The sequence below is a fragment of the Enterobacter sp. MGH85 genome (assembly GCF_001037655.1).
In the GTDB taxonomy this organism is placed as follows: Bacteria; Pseudomonadota; Gammaproteobacteria; order Enterobacterales; family Enterobacteriaceae; genus Enterobacter; species Enterobacter intestinihominis.
Genome location: NZ_KQ089926.1, coordinates 65,738 through 84,415, shown reverse-complemented (window position 1 = coordinate 84,415; position 18,678 = coordinate 65,738). Strand labels below are relative to the sequence as shown.

16 protein-coding genes are annotated in these 18,678 nt (G+C 50.8%); 5 read left to right on the top strand and 11 right to left on the bottom strand.

All coding sequences use genetic code 11. The features are described from left to right. Positions 1 to 47: 47 nt before the first annotated feature. The 4 genes from pcoD to pcoA are packed head-to-tail and all read right to left on the bottom strand — an operon-like array spanning position 48 to position 4,115. A complete protein-coding gene (gene pcoD, locus SK51_RS23040) occupies positions 48 to 926 on the bottom strand; it encodes a copper resistance inner membrane protein PcoD (protein ID WP_229692861.1) in 879 nt (292 codons plus the stop codon). 55 nt (positions 927 to 981) lie between these two features. Continuing rightward, positions 982 to 1,362: a copper resistance system metallochaperone PcoC gene (gene pcoC / locus SK51_RS23035; RefSeq protein WP_000025662.1), complete on the bottom strand. Its 381-nt coding sequence runs from the start codon at positions 1,360 to 1,362 to the stop codon at positions 982 to 984. 39 nt (positions 1,363 to 1,401) lie between these two features. Then, positions 1,402 to 2,292: a copper resistance outer membrane transporter PcoB gene (gene pcoB, locus SK51_RS23030; RefSeq protein ID WP_001378118.1), complete on the bottom strand. Its 891-nt coding sequence runs from the start codon at positions 2,290 to 2,292 to the stop codon at positions 1,402 to 1,404. Positions 2,293 to 2,297: 5 nt separating this feature from the next. Continuing rightward, a complete protein-coding gene (gene pcoA / locus SK51_RS23025) occupies positions 2,298 to 4,115 on the bottom strand; it encodes a multicopper oxidase PcoA (protein WP_000925242.1) in 1,818 nt (605 codons plus the stop codon). Between the two features lie 234 nt (positions 4,116 to 4,349). Here pcoA and SK51_RS23020 point away from each other — a divergent pair, with 234 nt between their 5' ends. Both SK51_RS23020 and SK51_RS23015 read left to right on the top strand, forming a co-directional pair. Then, on the top strand, positions 4,350 to 4,799 hold the full coding sequence (locus SK51_RS23020) for a copper resistance protein (protein WP_001023257.1): 450 nt from the start codon (positions 4,350 to 4,352) through the stop codon (positions 4,797 to 4,799). Between the two features lie 288 nt (positions 4,800 to 5,087). Further along, the gene (locus SK51_RS23015) at positions 5,088 to 5,825 is read left to right on the top strand and encodes a peptidoglycan DD-metalloendopeptidase family protein (RefSeq protein ID WP_004388332.1); all 738 of its coding nucleotides are present in this window, start codon (positions 5,088 to 5,090) and stop codon (positions 5,823 to 5,825) included. A 33-nt stretch (positions 5,826 to 5,858) separates the two neighbouring features. Here SK51_RS23015 and SK51_RS23010 read toward each other — a convergent pair whose 3' ends face one another. The 7 genes from SK51_RS23010 to silC all read right to left on the bottom strand — a co-directional run bounded on the left by SK51_RS23010 (position 5,859) and on the right by silC (position 15,528). Further along, positions 5,859 to 6,056 (bottom strand): DUF2933 domain-containing protein, encoded by a 198-nt coding sequence (locus SK51_RS23010; protein WP_004388331.1) that lies wholly within the window; start codon positions 6,054 to 6,056, stop codon positions 5,859 to 5,861. Between the two features lie 40 nt (positions 6,057 to 6,096). Further along, positions 6,097 to 8,544, bottom strand: coding sequence for an Ag(+)-translocating P-type ATPase SilP (gene silP / locus SK51_RS23005; protein WP_032670859.1), 2,448 nt, complete (start codon positions 8,542 to 8,544; stop codon positions 6,097 to 6,099). Positions 8,545 to 8,670: 126 nt separating this feature from the next. Continuing rightward, entirely contained in the window at positions 8,671 to 9,111 is a 441-nt protein-coding gene (locus SK51_RS23000) for a DUF411 domain-containing protein (RefSeq protein WP_009654300.1), read from the bottom strand. An 86-nt stretch (positions 9,112 to 9,197) separates the two neighbouring features. Continuing rightward, a complete protein-coding gene (gene silA, locus SK51_RS22995; RefSeq protein WP_009654305.1) occupies positions 9,198 to 12,344 on the bottom strand; it encodes a Cu(+)/Ag(+) efflux RND transporter permease subunit SilA in 3,147 nt (1,048 codons plus the stop codon). A 10-nt stretch (positions 12,345 to 12,354) separates the two neighbouring features. Continuing rightward, complete coding sequence (gene silB, locus SK51_RS22990; protein ID WP_032670860.1) at positions 12,355 to 13,647, bottom strand: Cu(+)/Ag(+) efflux RND transporter periplasmic adaptor subunit SilB; 1,293 nt, start codon at positions 13,645 to 13,647, stop codon at positions 12,355 to 12,357. Between the two features lie 113 nt (positions 13,648 to 13,760). Continuing rightward, on the bottom strand, positions 13,761 to 14,114 hold the full coding sequence (gene cusF, locus SK51_RS22985; protein ID WP_008786772.1) for a cation efflux system protein CusF: 354 nt from the start codon (positions 14,112 to 14,114) through the stop codon (positions 13,761 to 13,763). Positions 14,115 to 14,142: 28 nt separating this feature from the next. Further along, positions 14,143 to 15,528, bottom strand: a complete 1,386-nt coding sequence (gene silC, locus SK51_RS22980; protein WP_015572044.1) for a Cu(+)/Ag(+) efflux RND transporter outer membrane channel SilC — start codon at positions 15,526 to 15,528, stop codon at positions 14,143 to 14,145. Between the two features lie 189 nt (positions 15,529 to 15,717). Here silC and silR point away from each other — a divergent pair, with 189 nt between their 5' ends. The 3 genes from silR (at position 15,718) to silE (ending at position 18,548) form a co-directional block, all read left to right on the top strand. Beyond that, on the top strand, positions 15,718 to 16,398 hold the full coding sequence (silR, locus tag SK51_RS22970) for a copper/silver response regulator transcription factor SilR (RefSeq protein ID WP_015572045.1): 681 nt from the start codon (positions 15,718 to 15,720) through the stop codon (positions 16,396 to 16,398). Further along, positions 16,391 to 17,866, top strand: coding sequence for a copper/silver sensor histidine kinase SilS (gene silS, locus SK51_RS22965; protein WP_015572046.1), 1,476 nt, complete (start codon positions 16,391 to 16,393; stop codon positions 17,864 to 17,866). The genes silR and silS overlap by 8 nt, the downstream gene beginning before the upstream one ends. A gap of 250 nt (positions 17,867 to 18,116) precedes the next feature. Continuing rightward, positions 18,117 to 18,548: a silver-binding protein SilE gene (gene silE / locus SK51_RS22960; RefSeq protein WP_032670862.1), complete on the top strand. Its 432-nt coding sequence runs from the start codon at positions 18,117 to 18,119 to the stop codon at positions 18,546 to 18,548. Positions 18,549 to 18,678: the final 130 nt, after the last annotated feature.

The window sequence follows — 18,678 nt, the reverse complement described above, 5'->3', positions numbered from 1 at the left end:
TCGCTGATATGAAAGTAAAAATCTCACGCATGAGCTTTGGCTGTCCCCTAGCTGACCTGAGACGGAGCAAGCATTCCGAGCCACGCTACGGCGCCCAGAATGATAATCGCAACAACGAATTCTGTCAGGATGCTGTTTCGCATCAGGGCAACGCTGCGATCATAATTCCCTTCCCTGACCATAACTTCAAGCCGGGGACCCAGGTGAAACCGGTTTGCTGCAGCCAGAAGAAGCATCAGAACAAACAGAGCCGTCTTGGCAAGCAATATCCTCCCCCAGGAACTGTTGAACAAGGGCGTTAAGTTACCCTCAGCAATATACAGATAGTTGACCAGCGCACTCAGGATCAGGGCTACAACAATCACCGTTCCTGCCGTGGCAAATTTTGCCAGGGAGTCAGATATCACAATGACGCTCTGTGCATTATGCTCGTTTCTGCGCATCAGCAGGATAGCAAATGCAACCAGAGCACCTGTCCAGGCACCTGCAGCGCCGAGATGGGTCAGATCGCTCAGTAAATGGAGATAGTAATGCAGACCGTCATGCATAACGGCGTGTCCTCCCCAGGCAAGTGTAGCCAGCGCCACGCCCCCACTCATCGTCATCAGCAGGCAGGACAATACTCTCTTATTAGTGTAAAGGAACAAAGCACCGAGTGTGGTAAACAGGGCACAGAGCCTGACAATCCAGCTAATACCCACATCAGTTTCTTCTATCACCATCTCGATAACATGGATGGATAATTCTCTGAGGTCAGTTACTCCACTCATGGCATTAGATACCAGGAGCATATTAATGCCAGTAAGAATGATGCCTGTAACAACAGCAAAGGTTATAAACGACCTGAAATTAGTCAGGTTATAGGTTTCATGTCTGACACCACTTATTCCATATATCTGAAAAAATGGCAATCCAAATATTACCATCAAATCCAGATAAAGAAGAAAACGAATAACAATCATAATCAGGTCGTTCATAATATTACTTCACTGTAAAGGTGTAATTACCGGTAATAGGGTGCGTATCTGAAGAAACCGCGCGCCAGTCAACACGATAAGTGCCAGCGGGTAAAGGCTCTCGCGGAATAATGACCATCGATTTAGGGTCAGCGCCTGGCGCCACTTTTGCCGCGACCGGCATCGGAGAATGTGATGACATGCCTTTCATACCCGTCATCGTTAATTTTGCACCTGAGAATTTCACGGTCAGATTTTCCGAGAAATTAAGCTGAATCTTTTCCGGGGCCGCTACGGCTGAATCAGCCTGTGGCACAGAGCTTTTTAATTCCGGATGGGCCATAGCAGAGAAAGCAACGCCCATAACGAGGCCACCTGTAAGAATGGCTTTATTTAAAATCGACATTTTATTTACCTGTTTAGTTGAGTGTTTTATATCAGTGCGTTAAAACCAGATTCTGGCTCCCGCCAGGAATACTACCTGATGGTCTTTCTCACCTTCTCTTTTCGCCATATCGGACGTTTTCCCGTAAAGTTGATTCCAGGAAACGCCTATATAGGGTGCAAACTCACGGCGTATTTCATAGCGCAGCCGGAGCCCCAGCTCTGTGTCAGTCAGTCCCCTGCCGCGACCCCGCGATTCATCATCCTGACTGTAGAAATTCACCTCATAGGATGGCTGGAGTATGAGCCGGTTAGTCAGTAAAACGTCGTATTCTCCTCCCAGACGAAGGGCTGCTTTTCCGCCATTACTGACAAAACCCGTAATTTCAGACTCAAAATTATAGAGTGCCAGCCCCTGAAAACCGACAGCAGCCCAGGTCCGGGCAGAAGCAGGTCTGAAATCCTGCCTGACACCCGCAACCAAATCCCACCATGGGCCAACCGCATGTCCCCAGAGTAACTGCGCTTCAGCCGCCTCCGTTTCCCCATTGCTTCGTTCACCTTCACTCTTTAGCCAAATCCGATCTGTGTCGCCTCCAATCCAGCTGTTAACACTCCAGCTGAAATTGTTGGTGTTATCCGACCGTTGCCATTCCAGTTGATCCAGCAGAACCAGATAATTAATCGCACTGTCGTGAATCGCATGCCCCTGTAAATTGCCGAATGCAGCCTTCCGGTCGGCATCGGTAACAGGCGGAATTGGAGTTCTGCTCTCAGTTACAATGGGCTCCATTGACGTCATCTCAGTGAAATTCTCATCTGCTGGCATCTGCATGGCAGACATGTCGTGCCCGGCGTGGGGATCTGCAGAGACGGAGCCCGCCGCAATAGAAAGCTGTGAGGTAAACAAACCGGCGACCAGAACAGGTATGGCCTTCAAATTTCTCTTCATTCGCATCATTCCTCCACCCGGACTTCACGAAACATTCCCATTTCCATGTGATAGAGCAAATGGCAGTGATACGCCCAGCGGCCAAGCGCATCTGCTGTCACTCTGTAACTGCGTTTTGTACCAGGGGGAACATCTATTGTGTGTTTACGAACCATGAAATTACCGTTTTCATCTTCCAGATCGCTCCACATACCATGCAGGTGAATGGGGTGAGTCATCATGGTATCGTTGATCAGCGTGATCCTGAGCCGCTCACCGTATTTCAGCAGCACCGGTGCGGCATCTGAAAACTTGATTCCGTTAAATGACCAGGCAAACTTTTCCATGTGGCCGGTTAAATGCAGTTCTATGGTACGGCCAGGTTCACGTCCGTCAGGATCCTCAAAGCGGCTTTTCAAATCCGCGTACGTGAGAACCTTTCTTCCGTTATTTCGAAGACCAATACCCGGATCATTTAATTTCGGAGAGACGCTCATCGCCTGCATATCAACCAGTGGGTTATCCGTTTCTGACGCAGGATGACTTTGCATACCCGGCATTCCGGCCATCCGGGAATGATCCATACCGGCCATGCTGCTGTGATCCATGGGCGCGGAGGATGTCCCGCTATCCGGAAGGTCAGCACCGTCCATAGACATCATCTCTCCGCTGTTATCCATGCCTCCCATCTGGCTGTGGTCCATTCCTGCCATATCATGTCCCATTCCCCCCATACCCATATCTTCCATGGTCAACAGAGGACGGGGATCGAGGGGGGGAACGGCAGCACTTAACCCCTCTCTCGTGGCCAGTGTCCCTCGAGCGTAACCGGTCCTGTCCATGGATTGTGCGAAGATGGTATAGGCCTCACCCTGAGGCTCCACAATGACATCATAGGTTTCGGCAACGGCAATCCTGAATTCGTCAACGGTAACCGGGTTTACATACTGGCCATCTGCAGCCACGACCGTCATTTTCAGCCCGGGGATACGGATATCGAAATAGGTCATTGCCGAGCCGTTGATAAACCGTAAGCGTATCTTTTCACCGGGACGGAACAGTCCGGTCCAGTTTTTCAGCGGGGCCTGCCCGTTCATGAGATAGGTGTAGGTGTAGCCACTGACATCCGCGAGGTCAGTCGGATTCATTTTCATTTCAGCCCACATTTTCCGATCGGCAATGGTGGCTGACAGCCCCCTGGTATTCACGTCGCGGAAAAAAGAGCCAACGGTTGGTTTATTGAAATTGTAGTAATCCGACTGTTTTTTTAATTTTTTCAGCAGGCTGTGAGGATTTTCATCGGTCCAGTCAGACAACATGACCACATGCTCACGATCGTAAGCAAACGGTTCTGGCTCCCTGGCATCGATGATAATGGCACCGTATACCCCCTCCTGTTCCTGCAGACCGGAATGGCTGTGGTACCAGTAAGTCCCGTTCTGCTTAACCTTAAAGGTGTAAACGTAGGTATCATCAGGCTCTATGCCCATAAAACTCAGCCCCGGAACACCATCCATATTGGCCGGAAGAATAATGCCGTGCCAGTGAATGGACGTCTGTTCATTAAGACGGTTTTTGACCTTCAGGGTAATGGTGTCACCTTCTTTCCAGCGAAGAACGGGCCCCGGCAGGCCTCCATTGATTGTTTTGGCCTGACGCTCACTGCCCGTGATATTGACGGCCGTTTCACCAATGGTCAGGTCAAACTGAGTACCCTGCAGGGATGCGGCAACTGGCAGGCTCAGACTGGAACGCGCATTGAAACTCCATACGCCAAGACTTCCGGCTACGCCAGAGAGGGTTAACCCCTTCAGGAAAGTTCGTCGAGACGTTTTCAACAGCATGCGCATTCCCTTATTTAAAGTATGGTTACTGACAGAATTCGAGAACCGATTTAAATTAAATTACTGGTTCATCCACTTACAATGAAATGAATCTAGCACACCTTAAGAAACAAATTCATTACAATCGTGTAATGTACATAGCTGTATTACATTTACGTCATCTTCCCCACAGGTTGATTATTTTTATATATGATCATAAGGACATCTTTTATGTACCTCAGAAGGTAATTACACATGAATATATTAATCACGACCACTGCGTTTACAGCTTTATTTTGTGGGGCAGCTTTTGCTCAGTCCAGTGATATTGCCCATGAAGCACATCGATTTGTTAATAATGCCTCAGCCGTCAGTCATGTGAATTCCTCGACGCATGAAAATTTACCGGACAGGGTTAATAAAAACAACACGCCCTCATTCTCTGAAATGAATGAACATGAAAGGGCCATTGTTGCTCATTCATTTATGAACAACAGCGCGTCCTATGCGCATCAGAAAATGATTGAGGAACATAAAAAAATGCTGTCCGGCAGTGATGCAAATTCAAAGACCTCGTCTTCTTCTTTTAACGAACTGAATGCCGGAGAAAAAGCCGCTCTCGTGCATGAGCAGGTCAATAATGCCGGTGCGGAAGCACATCAGACGCAGGCAAGAAAGCTTCGCGGGCTGTATTCGACCAGGTAACTGCAGGCGGGTTAGTGCTTAGCGTCAGGTGCGCAGCAGGGCTTTACTGACGGGTTACGTAGCAGGACATGAGCCCCATATTGCTCTGCCGTAACCTGTTTCAGTCCCGTTAATCATCACCGTCGGGCTGGTCATACAGTTCCCAGAGCTTCAGGAGCAAACGGGAAACAAGATATGTTACAAAAATGACGACCATCAACGGTGCTCCCGATTAACTGACAGATGACACGCCTCCTGAAAACCCCTAGCATACGCCGCAGTGTTCATGCTAACGGCGAATTCCAGTAAATGTATTCTACCGATGTCGTAAAAGAAAATGCCTACCTTTCAGCCACCCGCTCGGGGCTGGAATCGAACGAGATCGCTACTCTTCAGCGCTCCTTGCCTTCCCGGTTTAATCTGCGGCATTTGAAAAAAAATGAATCATTAAAACTCGTACTGCAAAAGAAAGCGGGAAAATCACGTGTCGTGGCCTATAAATTTACGTCCGGTTCATTTAATTACACGGCGTATCGTATATCAGATAAAAAGTTCTATAACCTTTCCGATACTTCCGGGAAAGGCAGTCTCGATTATCCGTTACCGGCCACAGCAAGACTCAGTTCGCCTTTCAATCCTGCAAGACTTAACCCGGTATCGGGAAAAGTGAGTCCCCATAATGGCATTGATTATTCCATGCCCATGAACACGAAAATAGTCAGCGTCATCGACGGAAAAATCACCCGGGCCGAATACAACAGTACCATGGGATATTTTGTTGAAGTAACGGGAAAAGCCGGTGTTAAAACTCGCTATCTCCACCTCAATAAAATACTCGTTACTAAAGGGGCCAGGGTTACCCGGGGAGACGCTATTGCGTTATCCGGTAACAGCGGACGTTCATCCGGTCCTCATCTGCATTACGAGCTGGTCATCAATAACAATCCTGTTAACTCACTGGCGTTCCGGACGGCGGCACCCGCTGATAACAAACTCGAACAGCATGCCTTTGCGCATGCCAGAGACTACGAACGATACCTGGACTGATAACGGGACCGCGACGCGGTCCCGTCTGCCGGATTAATTTTTTTTATCGTTTTCACTTCCGTGATGTTGATGATCTCCATGCCCCCCGTGACCGTGGAAAAGATGCATGAGCGGACAAAGCAGCAGTAACAGATATGGCCAGTAGCCTGCCACATGTGACCAGTGTTCGCGCAGGAGAGCAAATGCCGCAATCGCGGCGACAGCAATAAGCGCATAGGTGGTACTTTTCATACCGGACTCCTTCTGTTCGTAACTGACCCTTCACTCAGGGTTATTTCCCGAGCCTGACACTTTTCAGACGCAACGCATTCACAATGACGCTGACGGAGGAAAGAGCCATGGCCGCCGCCGCAATAACTGGCGACAGCAGTATTCCATACACAGGATAAAGCAGACCTGCAGCCACAGGCACGCCAAGTGCGTTGTAGATAAATGCAAAAAACAGATTCTGTCGGATATTTTTCATGGTGATTTCTGACAGATGACGGGCCCTGTTCAGTATCATCAAGTCGCCTTTGAGAAGGGTGACTCCGGCACTTTCAATTGCCACATCTGTACCCGTTCCCATGGCTATACCCACGTCAGCCGCTGCCAGCGCCGGGGCATCATTCACACCGTCTCCGGCCATCGCAACCACATGGCCAGACGCTTTCAGTCGGGTTATCACTGCTTTTTTGCCATCCGGCAGAATCCCGGCTTCAACCTCATCTATTCCCAGTTTCCGTGCGACTGCTTCAGCGGTAAGCTGGTTATCCCCGGTGAGCATAACGATGCGGATCCCCGCCTGACGCAAAGCTTTAAGCGCATCCGGCGTGGTTGCTTTCACGGGATCCGAGATAGCTATCAGGCCTGCAAGGTGCCCGTCTGTGGCCACATAGATAACGGTAGCGCCTTCCATCCGCAACGTATCCGCAACGGCCTTTTGATTATCAATAACGATACTGTTTTCCTGCATAGCCAGTTCATTACCAATAACAACCCGTTGACCTTCGACATCGCCTGAGACACCTTTACCCGACGGCGCATTGAAATGAGTGACTGCGGGTATTGCGATCCCCTTTTCCTGTGCTGCTTTAACTACTGCCATACCCAGCGGATGCTGCGAGCCTTTTTCCACTGCGGCCGTTACACGCAAAAGAGATGTTTCCCCACCCGGATTGAGACTGATAATCCCTGTCACCGTCGGCGAACCTTCCGTGAGCGTGCCTGTTTTGTCGACAACCAGCGTGTCCACTTTTTCAAGACGCTCAAGGGCTTCGGCATTCTTGATTAACACCCCGGCCTGGGCTCCTTTGCCCACCCCCACCATTATCGACATCGGCGTGGCCAGCCCCAGCGCGCAGGGACAGGCAATAATCAGGACCGACACAGCCGCAATGAGACCGTGCGCCATCCTGGGCTCGGGCCCCCAGACAGACCAGATCATGAAAGCAACAACCGCGATAAGTATCACCAGAGGAACAAACCAGCCTGAAACGCTGTCAGCCATTCTCTGGATGGGGGCCCGCGAACGCTGTGCATCAGCGACCATCTGAACAATTCGTGAGAGCATCGTTTCATCACCGACTTTCTCTGCACGGATGATAAGACTACCTGTCTGATTAATGGTCCCCCCGATGACAGGGTCACCCTCCGTTTTGGTAACAGGCATAGATTCCCCAGTCACCATCGATTCATCAACGGTTGTTTTGCCTTCGACCACGATACCGTCGACCGGAATACTCTCTCCAGGTCTGATGCGGAGCTTATCGCCAGGCAGGACATCTTCCGCATTAATATCCGTTTCATGACCGTCTTGATCCAGCCGCCTGGCGGTTTTGGGGGCAAGGTTAAGAAGCGCAGTAATGGCACCTGAGGTTTGTTCCCTTGCCCGCAATTCAAGGACCTGTCCCAGCAGAACAAGCACCGTAATAACTGCTGCGGCTTCAAAATAAACGGCCACCAGGCCATCCATGTTTCTGAACGATGCAGGAAACCAGGAGGGGAAGACGGTTGCAATGACGCTGTAAACCCAGGCTACGCCGGTCCCCATTGCAACAAGGGTAAACATATTCAGGGAGCGGTTACGTAACGACATTACGGCCCGGGCGAAGAATGGCCAGCCACACCACAACACGACAGGGGAGGCCAGAAGCAGCTGCAGCCATGTGTTGTACTGTGGCGGTACTGTATTCCTCAAGTCGGGAAACAGATGAGATCCCATTTCGAGTACCAGAACCGGAAACGCCAGCAACAACCCCAGCCAGAAGCGTCTTGTCATGTCGTGAAGTTCATCACTCGGCCCCGTGGATGCCGTAGCTACGAGCGGCTCCAGTGCCATTCCACAGACAGGACAGCTTCCGGGACCACTGCGGCGTATCTCCGGGTGCATCGGACATGTCCACACACCTTCAGAATTCTCTTTTTCCGCCTGGTGGTGAGGCTGTTTTATCTGATCAGGGCTGACTTCGTGATGATCGTGGTGATGGTGATGGGAATGTTCACTGGCATCTTCGGTAAGATAACGATCGGGATGGGCTGTAAATTTACTCTCACAGCTGGCGGAGCAGAAATAAAGTTGATGGTCCTGGTATCGAATGCTGCTGTGCGCCCTGTCGGGCAGGATGGCCATCCCGCACACGGGATCTCTCACCTTATGCAATACGTGGCCCTCGTCCGGGGATAATGTCTGCTCAGAAGCAGTCTGGTTGTTGTGTTGCACTGCATTGTCATTTTTCACAGTAACTCTCCTTATGCATACCGAAGCATCTTCTGTCTTCAGGGTATGTCATGGATGCGATTACCACGAATATCGCCGGCACAGGAGTGCCTGCTACCGGCGTCCCGTTATCAGCCGTTCCGCTGACTATTCGATTCGCTGGAAGACTTTTTTACTTCCATCCGGTGAGAATGCGATAACATCGTAAGCCTCTTTTCGGGCTCCCATCTCCATTCCCGGGCTTCCTGCTGGCATACCGGGGGTGGCGAGACCGTATATACCCGAACCAGACTGCATTGCCTTATGTATCGTTGTCGCAGGCACATGGCCTTCAATGATCAAATTACCGGCAACCGCGGTATGACAACTTCGTAGTCCTGCAGGAATAGCATGCTTTTCTTTCAGGGCTGACAGCGCCTGATCATTCATGACGTGAGTTCGTACTTCAAACCCGTCTTTTTCCATCGCCTTGCCCCACAGGGAACAACAGCCACAGTTTTCAGATTTGTACATATCAATCACTTTTTCACTCGCCATTGCGGGCAGTGAAAGGCCGAGAGCCAGGGCCACCAGGACCACTTTTTTCATACTCACCTCTGTATATTATCGATATAACCCCTGACGTCAGGATGAATCAGTACAGAAGGGCACCCACAGAGGATGCCCTTACAGGGTTATGACACGCTTTTTTTATGTCTGCGCAGCCAGATTAATTTGTAGGCGGCAGGAATTATGAACAGGGACAGCAGCGGAGCCGTGATCATCCCACCAATCATGGGTGCCGCGATACGGCTCATGACTTCTGAACCTGCACCGGTTCCCCAGAGTATTGGCAGCAGACCCGCAATGATCACCGCCACGGTCATGGCTTTCGGCCGGACACGCAGCACGGCACCATGATAGAGGGCTTCATCAAGACCTTCCGGTGTGAACGTCTCTTTACGGGACAATTCCGGGTGCACTTCAATGGCATGACGCAGATACATCAGCATGACCACGCCAAACTCTGCTGCCACCCCGGCCAGAGCGATAAACCCCGTTCCGGTTGCGACAGACATATGGAAGCCCTGCCAGTACAGGAACCATATCCCGCCAACCAGGGCGAACGGCAGGCTCATCAGGATCAGCAGGGCTTCATCAACCCGGCGGAATGCCAGATACAACAGGATGAAGATGATCATCACCGTCATCGGCACCATCAGCTTCAGTTTCTTGTTGGCATGCTCAAGCAGTTCAAACTGTCCGGAGAATGACACGCTGGTACCCGGTCTCAGTTTCACTTTCTGACTGATCGCCGTTTTAATGTCATTAACCACCGATACCATATCCCTGCCGCGCGCGTCAATGTAAATCCAGCTGGCTGGACGGGCATTTTCCGTTTTCAGCATAGTCGGCCCGGAAACGACCTTAATATCCGCAACATCGCCCAGCGTGATCTGCTGCTTCATCGGGGTCAGGATCGGCATCTGTTTCAGGGCCTGCGGGCTGTTCCGGTAATCCTGCGGATAGCGGATATTAATCGGGTACCGGGCCACGCCTTCAACCGTTTCCCCTACCGTCGCGCCGCCGATGGCTGATGAGATGAACAGCTGCACATCGCCCACCGTCATTCCGTAGCGGGAGGCTTTTTCCCGGTTGATATCCACATCAATGTAGCGCCCGCCTTCCAGTCGCTCTGCGAGAGCAGACACTACGCCGGGTACGGTTTTGGCGACCGCTTCGATACTCTGCGCCGTTGCATCGATATCGGACAGAACCGTTCCGGACACCTTGATACCTATCGGGCTTTTGATCCCGGTTGAGAGCATATCAATACGGTTACGGATTGGCGGCACCCAGAGGTTTGCCAGCCCCGGTAAACGGACGGTCCTGTCGAGTTCTTCAATAATCTTGTCAATCGTCATGCCTGGACGCCACTGATCCTCAGGTTTGAGCTGGATCGTGGTTTCAACCATTTCGAGCGGTGCGGAATCCGTGGCGGTCTCTGCTTTACCGGTCTTGCCAAATACAGAGGCCACTTCAGGAACGCTTTTGATTAACTTGTCCGTCGTCTGCAGGAGCGCTGCAGCTTCAGCCGGAGAGACACCCGGCAGGGTCGACGGCATATACAACAGGTCGCCCTCGTTAATCTTCGGCAGAAACTCACCGCCCACCTGGCTCAGCGGCCAGATAACGGTGAAAATGGACAAGGCCGCAACCAGCAGGGTTGTTTTTGGCCAGTGGAGAACCCGCAACAGCAATGGATGATACGCTTTGATCAGTACCCGGTTCAGGGGGTTACTGGTCTCTGCAGGAATTTTCCCCCGGATCCAGAATCCCATCAGAATCGGAATGACGATGATGGCCAGCGCGGCCGCGCCCGCCATGGAGTACGTTTTCGTGAATGCCAGCGGGCCAAACAGACGTCCTTCCTGACCTTCCAGGGTAAAGATAGGAATAAAGGACAGGGTGATGATCAGCAGGCTGATAAACAGTGCGGGTCCCACTTCAACGGAGGCATCGGTAATCACCTTCCAGCGGGTGGCGTTGTCAATCTGCTCACCCGGATGCTGATGATCCCACTCCTCAAGCCGCTTATGCGCATTCTCAATCATCACAATGGCGGCATCCACCATCGCACCGACGGCAATCGCTATCCCTCCCAGCGACATGATATTGGCGTTCAGTCCCTGGAAGTGCATGACGATAAAGGCGATACACAGACCAAGCGGCAGAGAGATAATCGCCACCAGGGCAGAACGTACGTGCCACAGGAACAGGGCACAGACGATGGCCACCACGATAAACTCTTCCAGAAGTTTGGAACTGAGGTTATCAATCGCCCGGTCGATGAGCTGGCTGCGATCGTAGGTGGTCACGATTTCAACGCCTTCCGGCAGGCTGGCCTTCAGCGTCTCAAGTTTATCCCTCACTGCCGTGATAACGTCGCGTGCATTTTTACCCGACCGCAGGATCACCACGCCGCCAGCGACTTCGCCCTGGCCGTTCAGCTCGGCAATACCACGCCGCATTTCAGGCCCGGTCTGCACGCGGGCAACATCCCGCAGATAAACCGGCACGCCGTTCTCGCCTGTTTTCAGGACGATGTTATTAAAATCATCAATGCTCTGAAGATAACCGCTGGCACGGACCATATACTCAGCTTCGGCCATTTCAACGGATGAGCCACCGGCCTCCTGGTTAGACGATTCAAGGGCCTGTTTCACTTCGGGCAGGCTGATACCATACTGAGACAGTTTTACCGGATTGACCTGAATCTGGTACTGTTTCACCACGCCGCCAACCGAAGCGACCTCAGCCACGTTCGGGATGGTTTTCAGCTCAAATTTCAGGAACCAGTCCTGCAGAGAACGCAGTTCTGAAAGGTCGTGTTTTCCGCTGCGATCGACAAGGGCATATTCAAATATCCAGCCCACCCCCGTGGCGTCCGGACCGATTTCAGAACTCACACCGGCGGGCAGTTTTCCCTGTACCTGGTTCAGGTACTCCAGCACGCGGGAACGGGCCCAGTACAGATCGGTGCCGTCTTCAAAAATGACATACACATACGAATCACCGAACTGTGAAAAACCACGCACGGTTTTTGCGCCAGGCACGGACAGCATGGTGGTGGTAAGTGGATAGGTGACCTGGTTTTCTACAATCTGCGGGGCCTGGCCGGGATAGCTGGTTTTGATAATGACCTGCACATCTGACAGGTCAGGCAAGGCATCGACAGGCGTGTTAATAATCGTCCATGTGCCCCAGATGCTGAGAAACAGGGCCCCCATCATGACCAGGAAACGGTTGGCGACAGAGCGCCGGATAATCCATTCAATCATCGTCGTCTCCTCAGTGCCCTGAATGCATATTTACAGGCTGGTCAGACATTGCTGGCATACTGCTTTCTGTTTTTTCAGGGTGGCGCATACGTTCCAGTGCGCCCGTAATATTGGCTTCAGAGTCAATGAGGAACAGGCCACTGACCACCACGGTATCGCCTTCATTCAGGCCGGAGCCGATGCCGGACTGTTGCTGTGACTCATGCAGAACGTGGATCTGTTTCGGCACAAACTTGCCTTCATCATCAACAGTAATCACGCGCTGTTCTTTGCCGGTATCGATAACGGCCTGGCTTGGTATCAGCAGCATCTCCTGGCTTCTGGTATTCAGTTTCAGATAGGCATTCATGCCCGGCTTGAGAAACTCATCCTTATTAGAAACCTGGAGACGGACCTGAAGCGTACGGGTTGTCTGATCCACGCTGGGAAGAATATTCCATTTTTCGACATGGAATGTTTTATCCGGATAAGCCGGTACCGAAATTTCAAACTGCGACGTATCTTTCAGCAGATAGGCGATAGATTCTGGCACTGCAGCGCTGATCCAGACCGGGTCCATTCCCTGAATCTGAGCCACCACCTTATCTTTCGAAATATTCATGCCGGTGCGCAGGTCAAATGCAGTAATGACACCATCAATAGGTGCTTTAATGGTAAAACGGGTCTGAATGCTCCGGGTAGAACGCAGTCTCTGAATATCCTCTTCCGGCATACCTGCCAGGCGAAGCCGTTCCAGAACGCCTTTAATTTGCGTGGAAGTACCACCGGTGCTGGATAACAGAAGGAATTCACTCTGTGCTTCCACCCAGTCCGGAATGGTAATATCGATAAGTGGCGTCCCCTTCTTCACATGATCGCCAATCGTCATGGGGTAGACTTTTTCGACAAACCCGTCAGAACGCGCCTGCACAATAACAAACTGATACTCGTTATAGCTGACATTAGCCGGGATTGTCTGAGAATAATTCAGCATTCCTCGCGTGACTTTTTGCGTTTTTAATCCCAGATTCTGAACCTGGGTTGGGTCGATACGGATCCCGCCACTGCTTTTATCGCCACTGTCATCAGCATATTTTGGCACCAGGTCCATATCCATAAAGGGCGATTTTCCGGGTTTATCAAATTTGGTATCCGGTTTCATTGGGTCATACCAGAAAAGCACCTTTCGTTCCGGTGCCTTTTGTTCTGTTTTTTCTGTCTTTTGTGCTGAGTTTACATACTGCCAGGCAGTAACCGATATCAGCCCCCCTGCTATGAGGCTGCTGATAATTATTGCAGCATAATTTATCTTTAAAGAAGCCATACAATTTTCCGCTAAAAAATCAAAACACCTGGCATATGCGCCTGACGGTTAACTCACACATATACCTATGTGAATGTACAGGCGCACAGGATGTAATCGCTCCGGACAGCCAATCAGGACTGCGTCACGTTAATGCTTTTAAGTAAAGAAATATTACCCTGCTGAATAAACGAGAAATCGACATGGTTGCCGGTTTTCAGGGCATTGATAGCGTCGTCTGCATTAACAAAAGTGAAGCGCATGGTCATTGCAGGCCAGCCCACCGCAGGGATTGCTTCGTGCGAAATGGTGATCTTTTTACTATTTATATCAATTTCTTTAACGACACCGGTGCCCTTGATAACCTGCTGTACCGAAGCATCACTGGCAGTATTCATATCGCCATGCTGATGTGTTTCAGCATGAAGACCGGCAGAAAACATGACAGAGAAGGCACCAAATAAAACGGCTTTAAGTGAATTACGCATTTTAAATTTCCTGATTAATGAAATAAATTTACTCTACCCAACCGCCACCCAGTGCGGTAAACAGATTAATTTCGTTAACCTGCCGGGAATAGGTAAGATCGAGAATGGTTTGCTGCGTAGCGAAGAGAGAACGCTCTGCATCCAGCACTTCAATGTAACTGACAGCACCACTGGAATATAATCCTCTGGCACGCTGGAGAGTTATCTGAAGTGAATCAAGATAACGCTGCTGTGACTCAAGTTGCTGGCTAAGGCTGTCGCGCAGCGCAAGCGTGTCGGAAACATCCTTAAAGGCTGACTGAATTTTTTGTTCGTAATTAACCACCGACTGTTGCTGGCGAATTTCAGCCAGCTTCAGATTGGCTTTATTCCTGCCAGCATTAAATATAGGAATTTCAATTTTAGGGATAAAATTCCACATTCCACTTCCTGACGTAAACAGGCTGGACAGCTCCGTACTGCTTGCGGAAAGACCACTGGTCAGGGTAATTGAGGGGAAAAAGGCCGCTCGCGCTGCGCCAATATTGGCATCAGCCGCTTTCAGCTGATATTCCGCTTCCATAATATCCGGTCGCTGCAGCAAAATTTGTGAAGACAGATTTGGTGGCAATTTTACTGGGGCTATCTCCCCGCCTTTCATCCCTTTTTCTGGCGGCAGTGCACGGTACGTTCCCAGCACCAGTTGCAGGGCATTGTTTGCCTGAGCCAGATCGCCTTCTCGTTTGGCTATCTCAGCGCGGGTACTTTCGATTTGTCCCCTGGCCTGTTCAAGCGCCAGCACATTCGTACTCCCGGTCACGAGCTGTTGCTCAACGAAAGCATAGGACTGTTCGTAATTTTTCAGCGTTTCCCGCGCGATACGGAGTTGTTCATACGCCAGTTGCTGGCTGAAATAGCTTTGTGAAACGCTGGAGACCAGCAGGATATGTACAGCCCGACGGGCTTCTTCGCTGGCAAAGTAGTTCTGGCGATCAGCGTCACTCATGTTCTTAAGTTTGCCGAAAAAATCGAGCTCATAACTGAACTCCAGACCTGCGTCGTACTTCTGTGTGGTCGGCTTGTCACCTTTCAGACCACCGCTGTAGGTGATCCCGGATGAGGCATTCAGCTGGGGATAACGATCTGCATCCGTGACGTTGAACTGGGCCCGGGCCTCTTCAACCTTCAGTGCAGCCATTCTCAAATCACGGTTATTAGTCAGGGCTTCAGTAATCAGCCGGGTGACCTGGGGATCGACAAAAAAGTTACGCCAGCCCGTATCCTGATAGCCATTCACCGCTGGCGTCAGGCTGTTACGGGACAGTGAAAACTGCTGGGGTACCGGTGCTGCCGGACGCTGATATTCAGGCGCCAGAGAGACACAACCAGCCAGAATGAAGATTGTGCTGATGCTGAGTAGTTTTAATTTGAACATATTGCTTCTCGTCCAGGCAGACCTGGTAAATGGTTCAAATGAAGTCCAGAGTATTACCAGGGTTACTTTACAGAATGCACTCTGTTTGTCGGGTGACAGAATAATGACAATGTTGTCATTTTTACGGTAATTCGTTGATTACGATCGTGTGCGCAATAGAATGACATTAGCAGCCAGACGGGGAGCAAGATGAAAATATTGATCGTCGAAGACGAAATTAAAACAGGTGAATATCTCAGCAAAGGGCTTACAGAGGCAGGGTTCGTGGTGGATCACGCTGATAATGGTCTTACCGGATATCATCTCGCCATGACAGCCGAGTATGATTTAGTCATTCTGGACATCATGCTGCCTGATGTGAACGGCTGGGATATCATCCGCATGCTGCGCACTGCCGGAAAGGGTATGCCGGTCTTACTACTGACGGCCCTCGGCACGATCGAACACAGGGTCAAAGGACTGGAACTGGGAGCGGACGATTATCTGGTTAAACCCTTCGCGTTTGCCGAACTGCTCGCCCGGGTAAGGACCCTACTGAGGCGGGGAAACACGCTGATCACGGAAAGTCAGTTTAAGGTGGCTGACCTCTCGGTTGATCTCGTCTCCAGAAAAGTCAGTCGCGCCGGAAACCGCATTGTGCTCACCAGTAAAGAGTTCAGCCTGCTGGAATTTTTCATTCGCCATCAGGGTGAAGTGCTACCCCGCTCCCTGATTGCCTCTCAGGTCTGGGACATGAATTTTGACAGCGACACTAACGCGATTGATGTCGCCGTAAAGCGACTTCGCGCGAAAATAGACAACGATTACGGGACAAAGCTGATCCAGACAGTCCGAGGCGTGGGCTACATGCTGGAGGTCCCGGATGCATAGCAAACCGTCCAGACGCCCGTTCTCGCTCGCGCTGCGGCTGACCTTTTTTATCAGCCTGTCCACGATACTGGCTTTTATCGCCTTCACCTGGTTTATGCTGCATTCGGTTGAAAATCATTTTGCCGAGCAGGATGTCAGCGATCTGCAGCAAATCAGTACCACACTGAATCGTATAATGCAGTCCCCGGCGGATCCGGATGAAAAAAAAATAAGCAAAATAAAGGAGTCGATTGCCAGCTACCGCAACGTTGCCTTTTTGCTCCTCAACCCCAGGGGGGAGGTGCTCTTCAGTTCAGCGCAGGGGGCAGCACTACGCCCGGCCGTGAATTCAGCAGATTTTAACGAGCACAGCCGCGCACGGGATGTCTTTCTCTGGACGGTGGAAGAGCCTGCGGATCCGATGCACGCCGAATCCGGAATGAAAATGGACACCTACCGGATTATCGCCTCCTCTGGTCAGGCGATTTTTCAGGGTAAACAGCAGAACTATGTCATGCTGACTGGCCTCTCCATAAATTTCCATCTCCACTATCTCGATGCGCTGAAAAAGAATCTGATTGCGATTGCCGTCGTGATAAGCCTGCTGATTGTTCTGATCATTCGTATCGCCGTCCGGCAGGGACATCTGCCCCTTCGTAATGTCAGCACGGCCATTAAAAACATCACTTCCGAGAATCTTGATGCGCGGCTGGAACCGACACGCGTTCCCATTGAGCTGGAGCAGCTGGTTATCTCTTTCAATCATATGATTGGAAAGATTGAGGATGTCTTTACCCGCCAGGCCAATTTCTCTGCCGATATCGCCCACGAGATCAGAACGCCCATCACCAATCTGGTGACGCAGACTGAGATCGCACTGAGTCAGGACCGGACGCAGAAGGAGCTCGAGGATGTCCTCTACTCCAGTCTTGAAGAGTATAACCGGATGACCAAAATGGTCAGCGACATGCTGTTTCTGGCCCAGGCGGACAATAACCAGCTGATACCTGACAGGGTCAGATTTGATCTCAGAGCGGAAGTCCTGAAAGTCTTCGAATTTTTCGAAGCCTGGGCCGAAGAACGCAATATCACGCTCAGGTTTAACGGGATGCCCTGTCTGGTTGAGGGCGATCCACAAATGTTCAGAAGAGCAATCAATAACCTGCTGTCCAATGCCCTGCGTTATACCCCGGAGGGACAGGCCATCACCGTCGCCATCAAAGAACAGGAAAATGTTTTTGACCTGGTGATTGAAAATCCGGGAAAACCAATCCCTGAGGAGCATTTATCAAGGCTGTTTGACCGTTTTTATCGGGTGGATCCGTCCAGGCAACGAAAAGGAGAAGGCAGCGGCATCGGTCTTGCTATCGTGAAGTCCATTGTGGAAGCACATCACGGAAGAGTAAATGTGGAATCGGATATACGTTCGACACGTTTCATTTTATCCGTACCCAGACCGGAGAAAATGAATCCGGCACCTCAACACTGAGAATAAAGATGTAAATGACAAAGATGTCATTAGCCTGTCATGCAGCAAACAGAAGCCATTCGATATAATTAGTGCAACTTATCAGGAAGGCTGGACTGCTTCATATATACCCAGGGTTTAAATACGCCAGGAGCTGAGTATCCAGCCATCTGCCGGAGAAATAAGTACTGCGGAACCTGTTTCAGTTATGGAACTGAAAAAACCGGTTGTACTTCCCCGGACATCACTAATTCAGAAATGGAGAGTTATCATGAAAAATATCGTCTTAGCTGCTGTTATGGGTCTTGGCTTAATCTCGTCGGCGTGGGCCTCAGGGACTATTGATATTCACGAACAAGTTAATAATGCACAGGCACCAGCTCATCAGATCCAGTCAGCTTCAGCTACAAACGCAATAAAGGGGTCTACACCACAAATGGCCAGTATGAATCAGCATGAACAGGCCGTTATTGCTCATGAAACCATGACGAACGGATCGGCGGATGGGCACCAGAAAATGGTGGAAAGTCATCAGAAGATGATGGGAAATAACTCCGTTTCCCCTACCGCGCCGTCAACGTCGTATGCCGCGATGGATGAGCATGAAAGAGCGGCGGTAGCCCATGAATTCATGAATAACGGTCAGTCTGGCCCACATCAGGCCATGGCCGAAGCGCATCGCCGCATGATCAATGCAGGCTGAATGCGACGGTAGTATCCGTGCTGTTACCTTTTCCTTGATAGATTGTCCTTAAACGACGTTGCTACATTTTTGCCCCCGTCAGGGGGCTTTTTTATCTGACTCAGCTACAATTAACCGGTACCTGCCTGAA

Bases quoted from the DNA above. Each gene is read 5' to 3' on its own strand.
- pcoD (WP_229692861.1), bottom strand. From the start codon at position 926: ATGGTAATATTTGGATTGCCATTTTTTCAGATATATGGAATAAGTGGT.
- pcoC (WP_000025662.1), bottom strand. From the start codon at position 1,362: ATGTCGATTTTAAATAAAGCCATTCTTACAGGTGGCCTCGTTATGGGC.
- pcoB (WP_001378118.1), bottom strand. From the start codon at position 2,292: ATGAAGAGAAATTTGAAGGCCATACCTGTTCTGGTCGCCGGTTTGTTT.
- pcoA (WP_000925242.1), bottom strand. From the start codon at position 4,115: ATGCTGTTGAAAACGTCTCGACGAACTTTCCTGAAGGGGTTAACCCTC.
- SK51_RS23020 (WP_001023257.1), top strand. From the start codon at position 4,350: ATGAATATATTAATCACGACCACTGCGTTTACAGCTTTATTTTGTGGG.
- SK51_RS23015 (WP_004388332.1), top strand. From the start codon at position 5,088: ATGTATTCTACCGATGTCGTAAAAGAAAATGCCTACCTTTCAGCCACC.
- SK51_RS23010 (WP_004388331.1), bottom strand. From the start codon at position 6,056: ATGAAAAGTACCACCTATGCGCTTATTGCTGTCGCCGCGATTGCGGCA.
- SK51_RS23000 (WP_009654300.1), bottom strand. From the start codon at position 9,111: ATGAAAAAAGTGGTCCTGGTGGCCCTGGCTCTCGGCCTTTCACTGCCC.
- silA (WP_009654305.1), bottom strand. From the start codon at position 12,344: ATGATTGAATGGATTATCCGGCGCTCTGTCGCCAACCGTTTCCTGGTC.
- silB (WP_032670860.1), bottom strand. From the start codon at position 13,647: ATGGCTTCTTTAAAGATAAATTATGCTGCAATAATTATCAGCAGCCTC.
- cusF (WP_008786772.1), bottom strand. From the start codon at position 14,114: ATGCGTAATTCACTTAAAGCCGTTTTATTTGGTGCCTTCTCTGTCATG.
- silC (WP_015572044.1), bottom strand. From the start codon at position 15,528: ATGTTCAAATTAAAACTACTCAGCATCAGCACAATCTTCATTCTGGCT.
- silR (WP_015572045.1), top strand. From the start codon at position 15,718: ATGAAAATATTGATCGTCGAAGACGAAATTAAAACAGGTGAATATCTC.
- silS (WP_015572046.1), top strand. From the start codon at position 16,391: ATGCATAGCAAACCGTCCAGACGCCCGTTCTCGCTCGCGCTGCGGCTG.
- silE (WP_032670862.1), top strand. From the start codon at position 18,117: ATGAAAAATATCGTCTTAGCTGCTGTTATGGGTCTTGGCTTAATCTCG.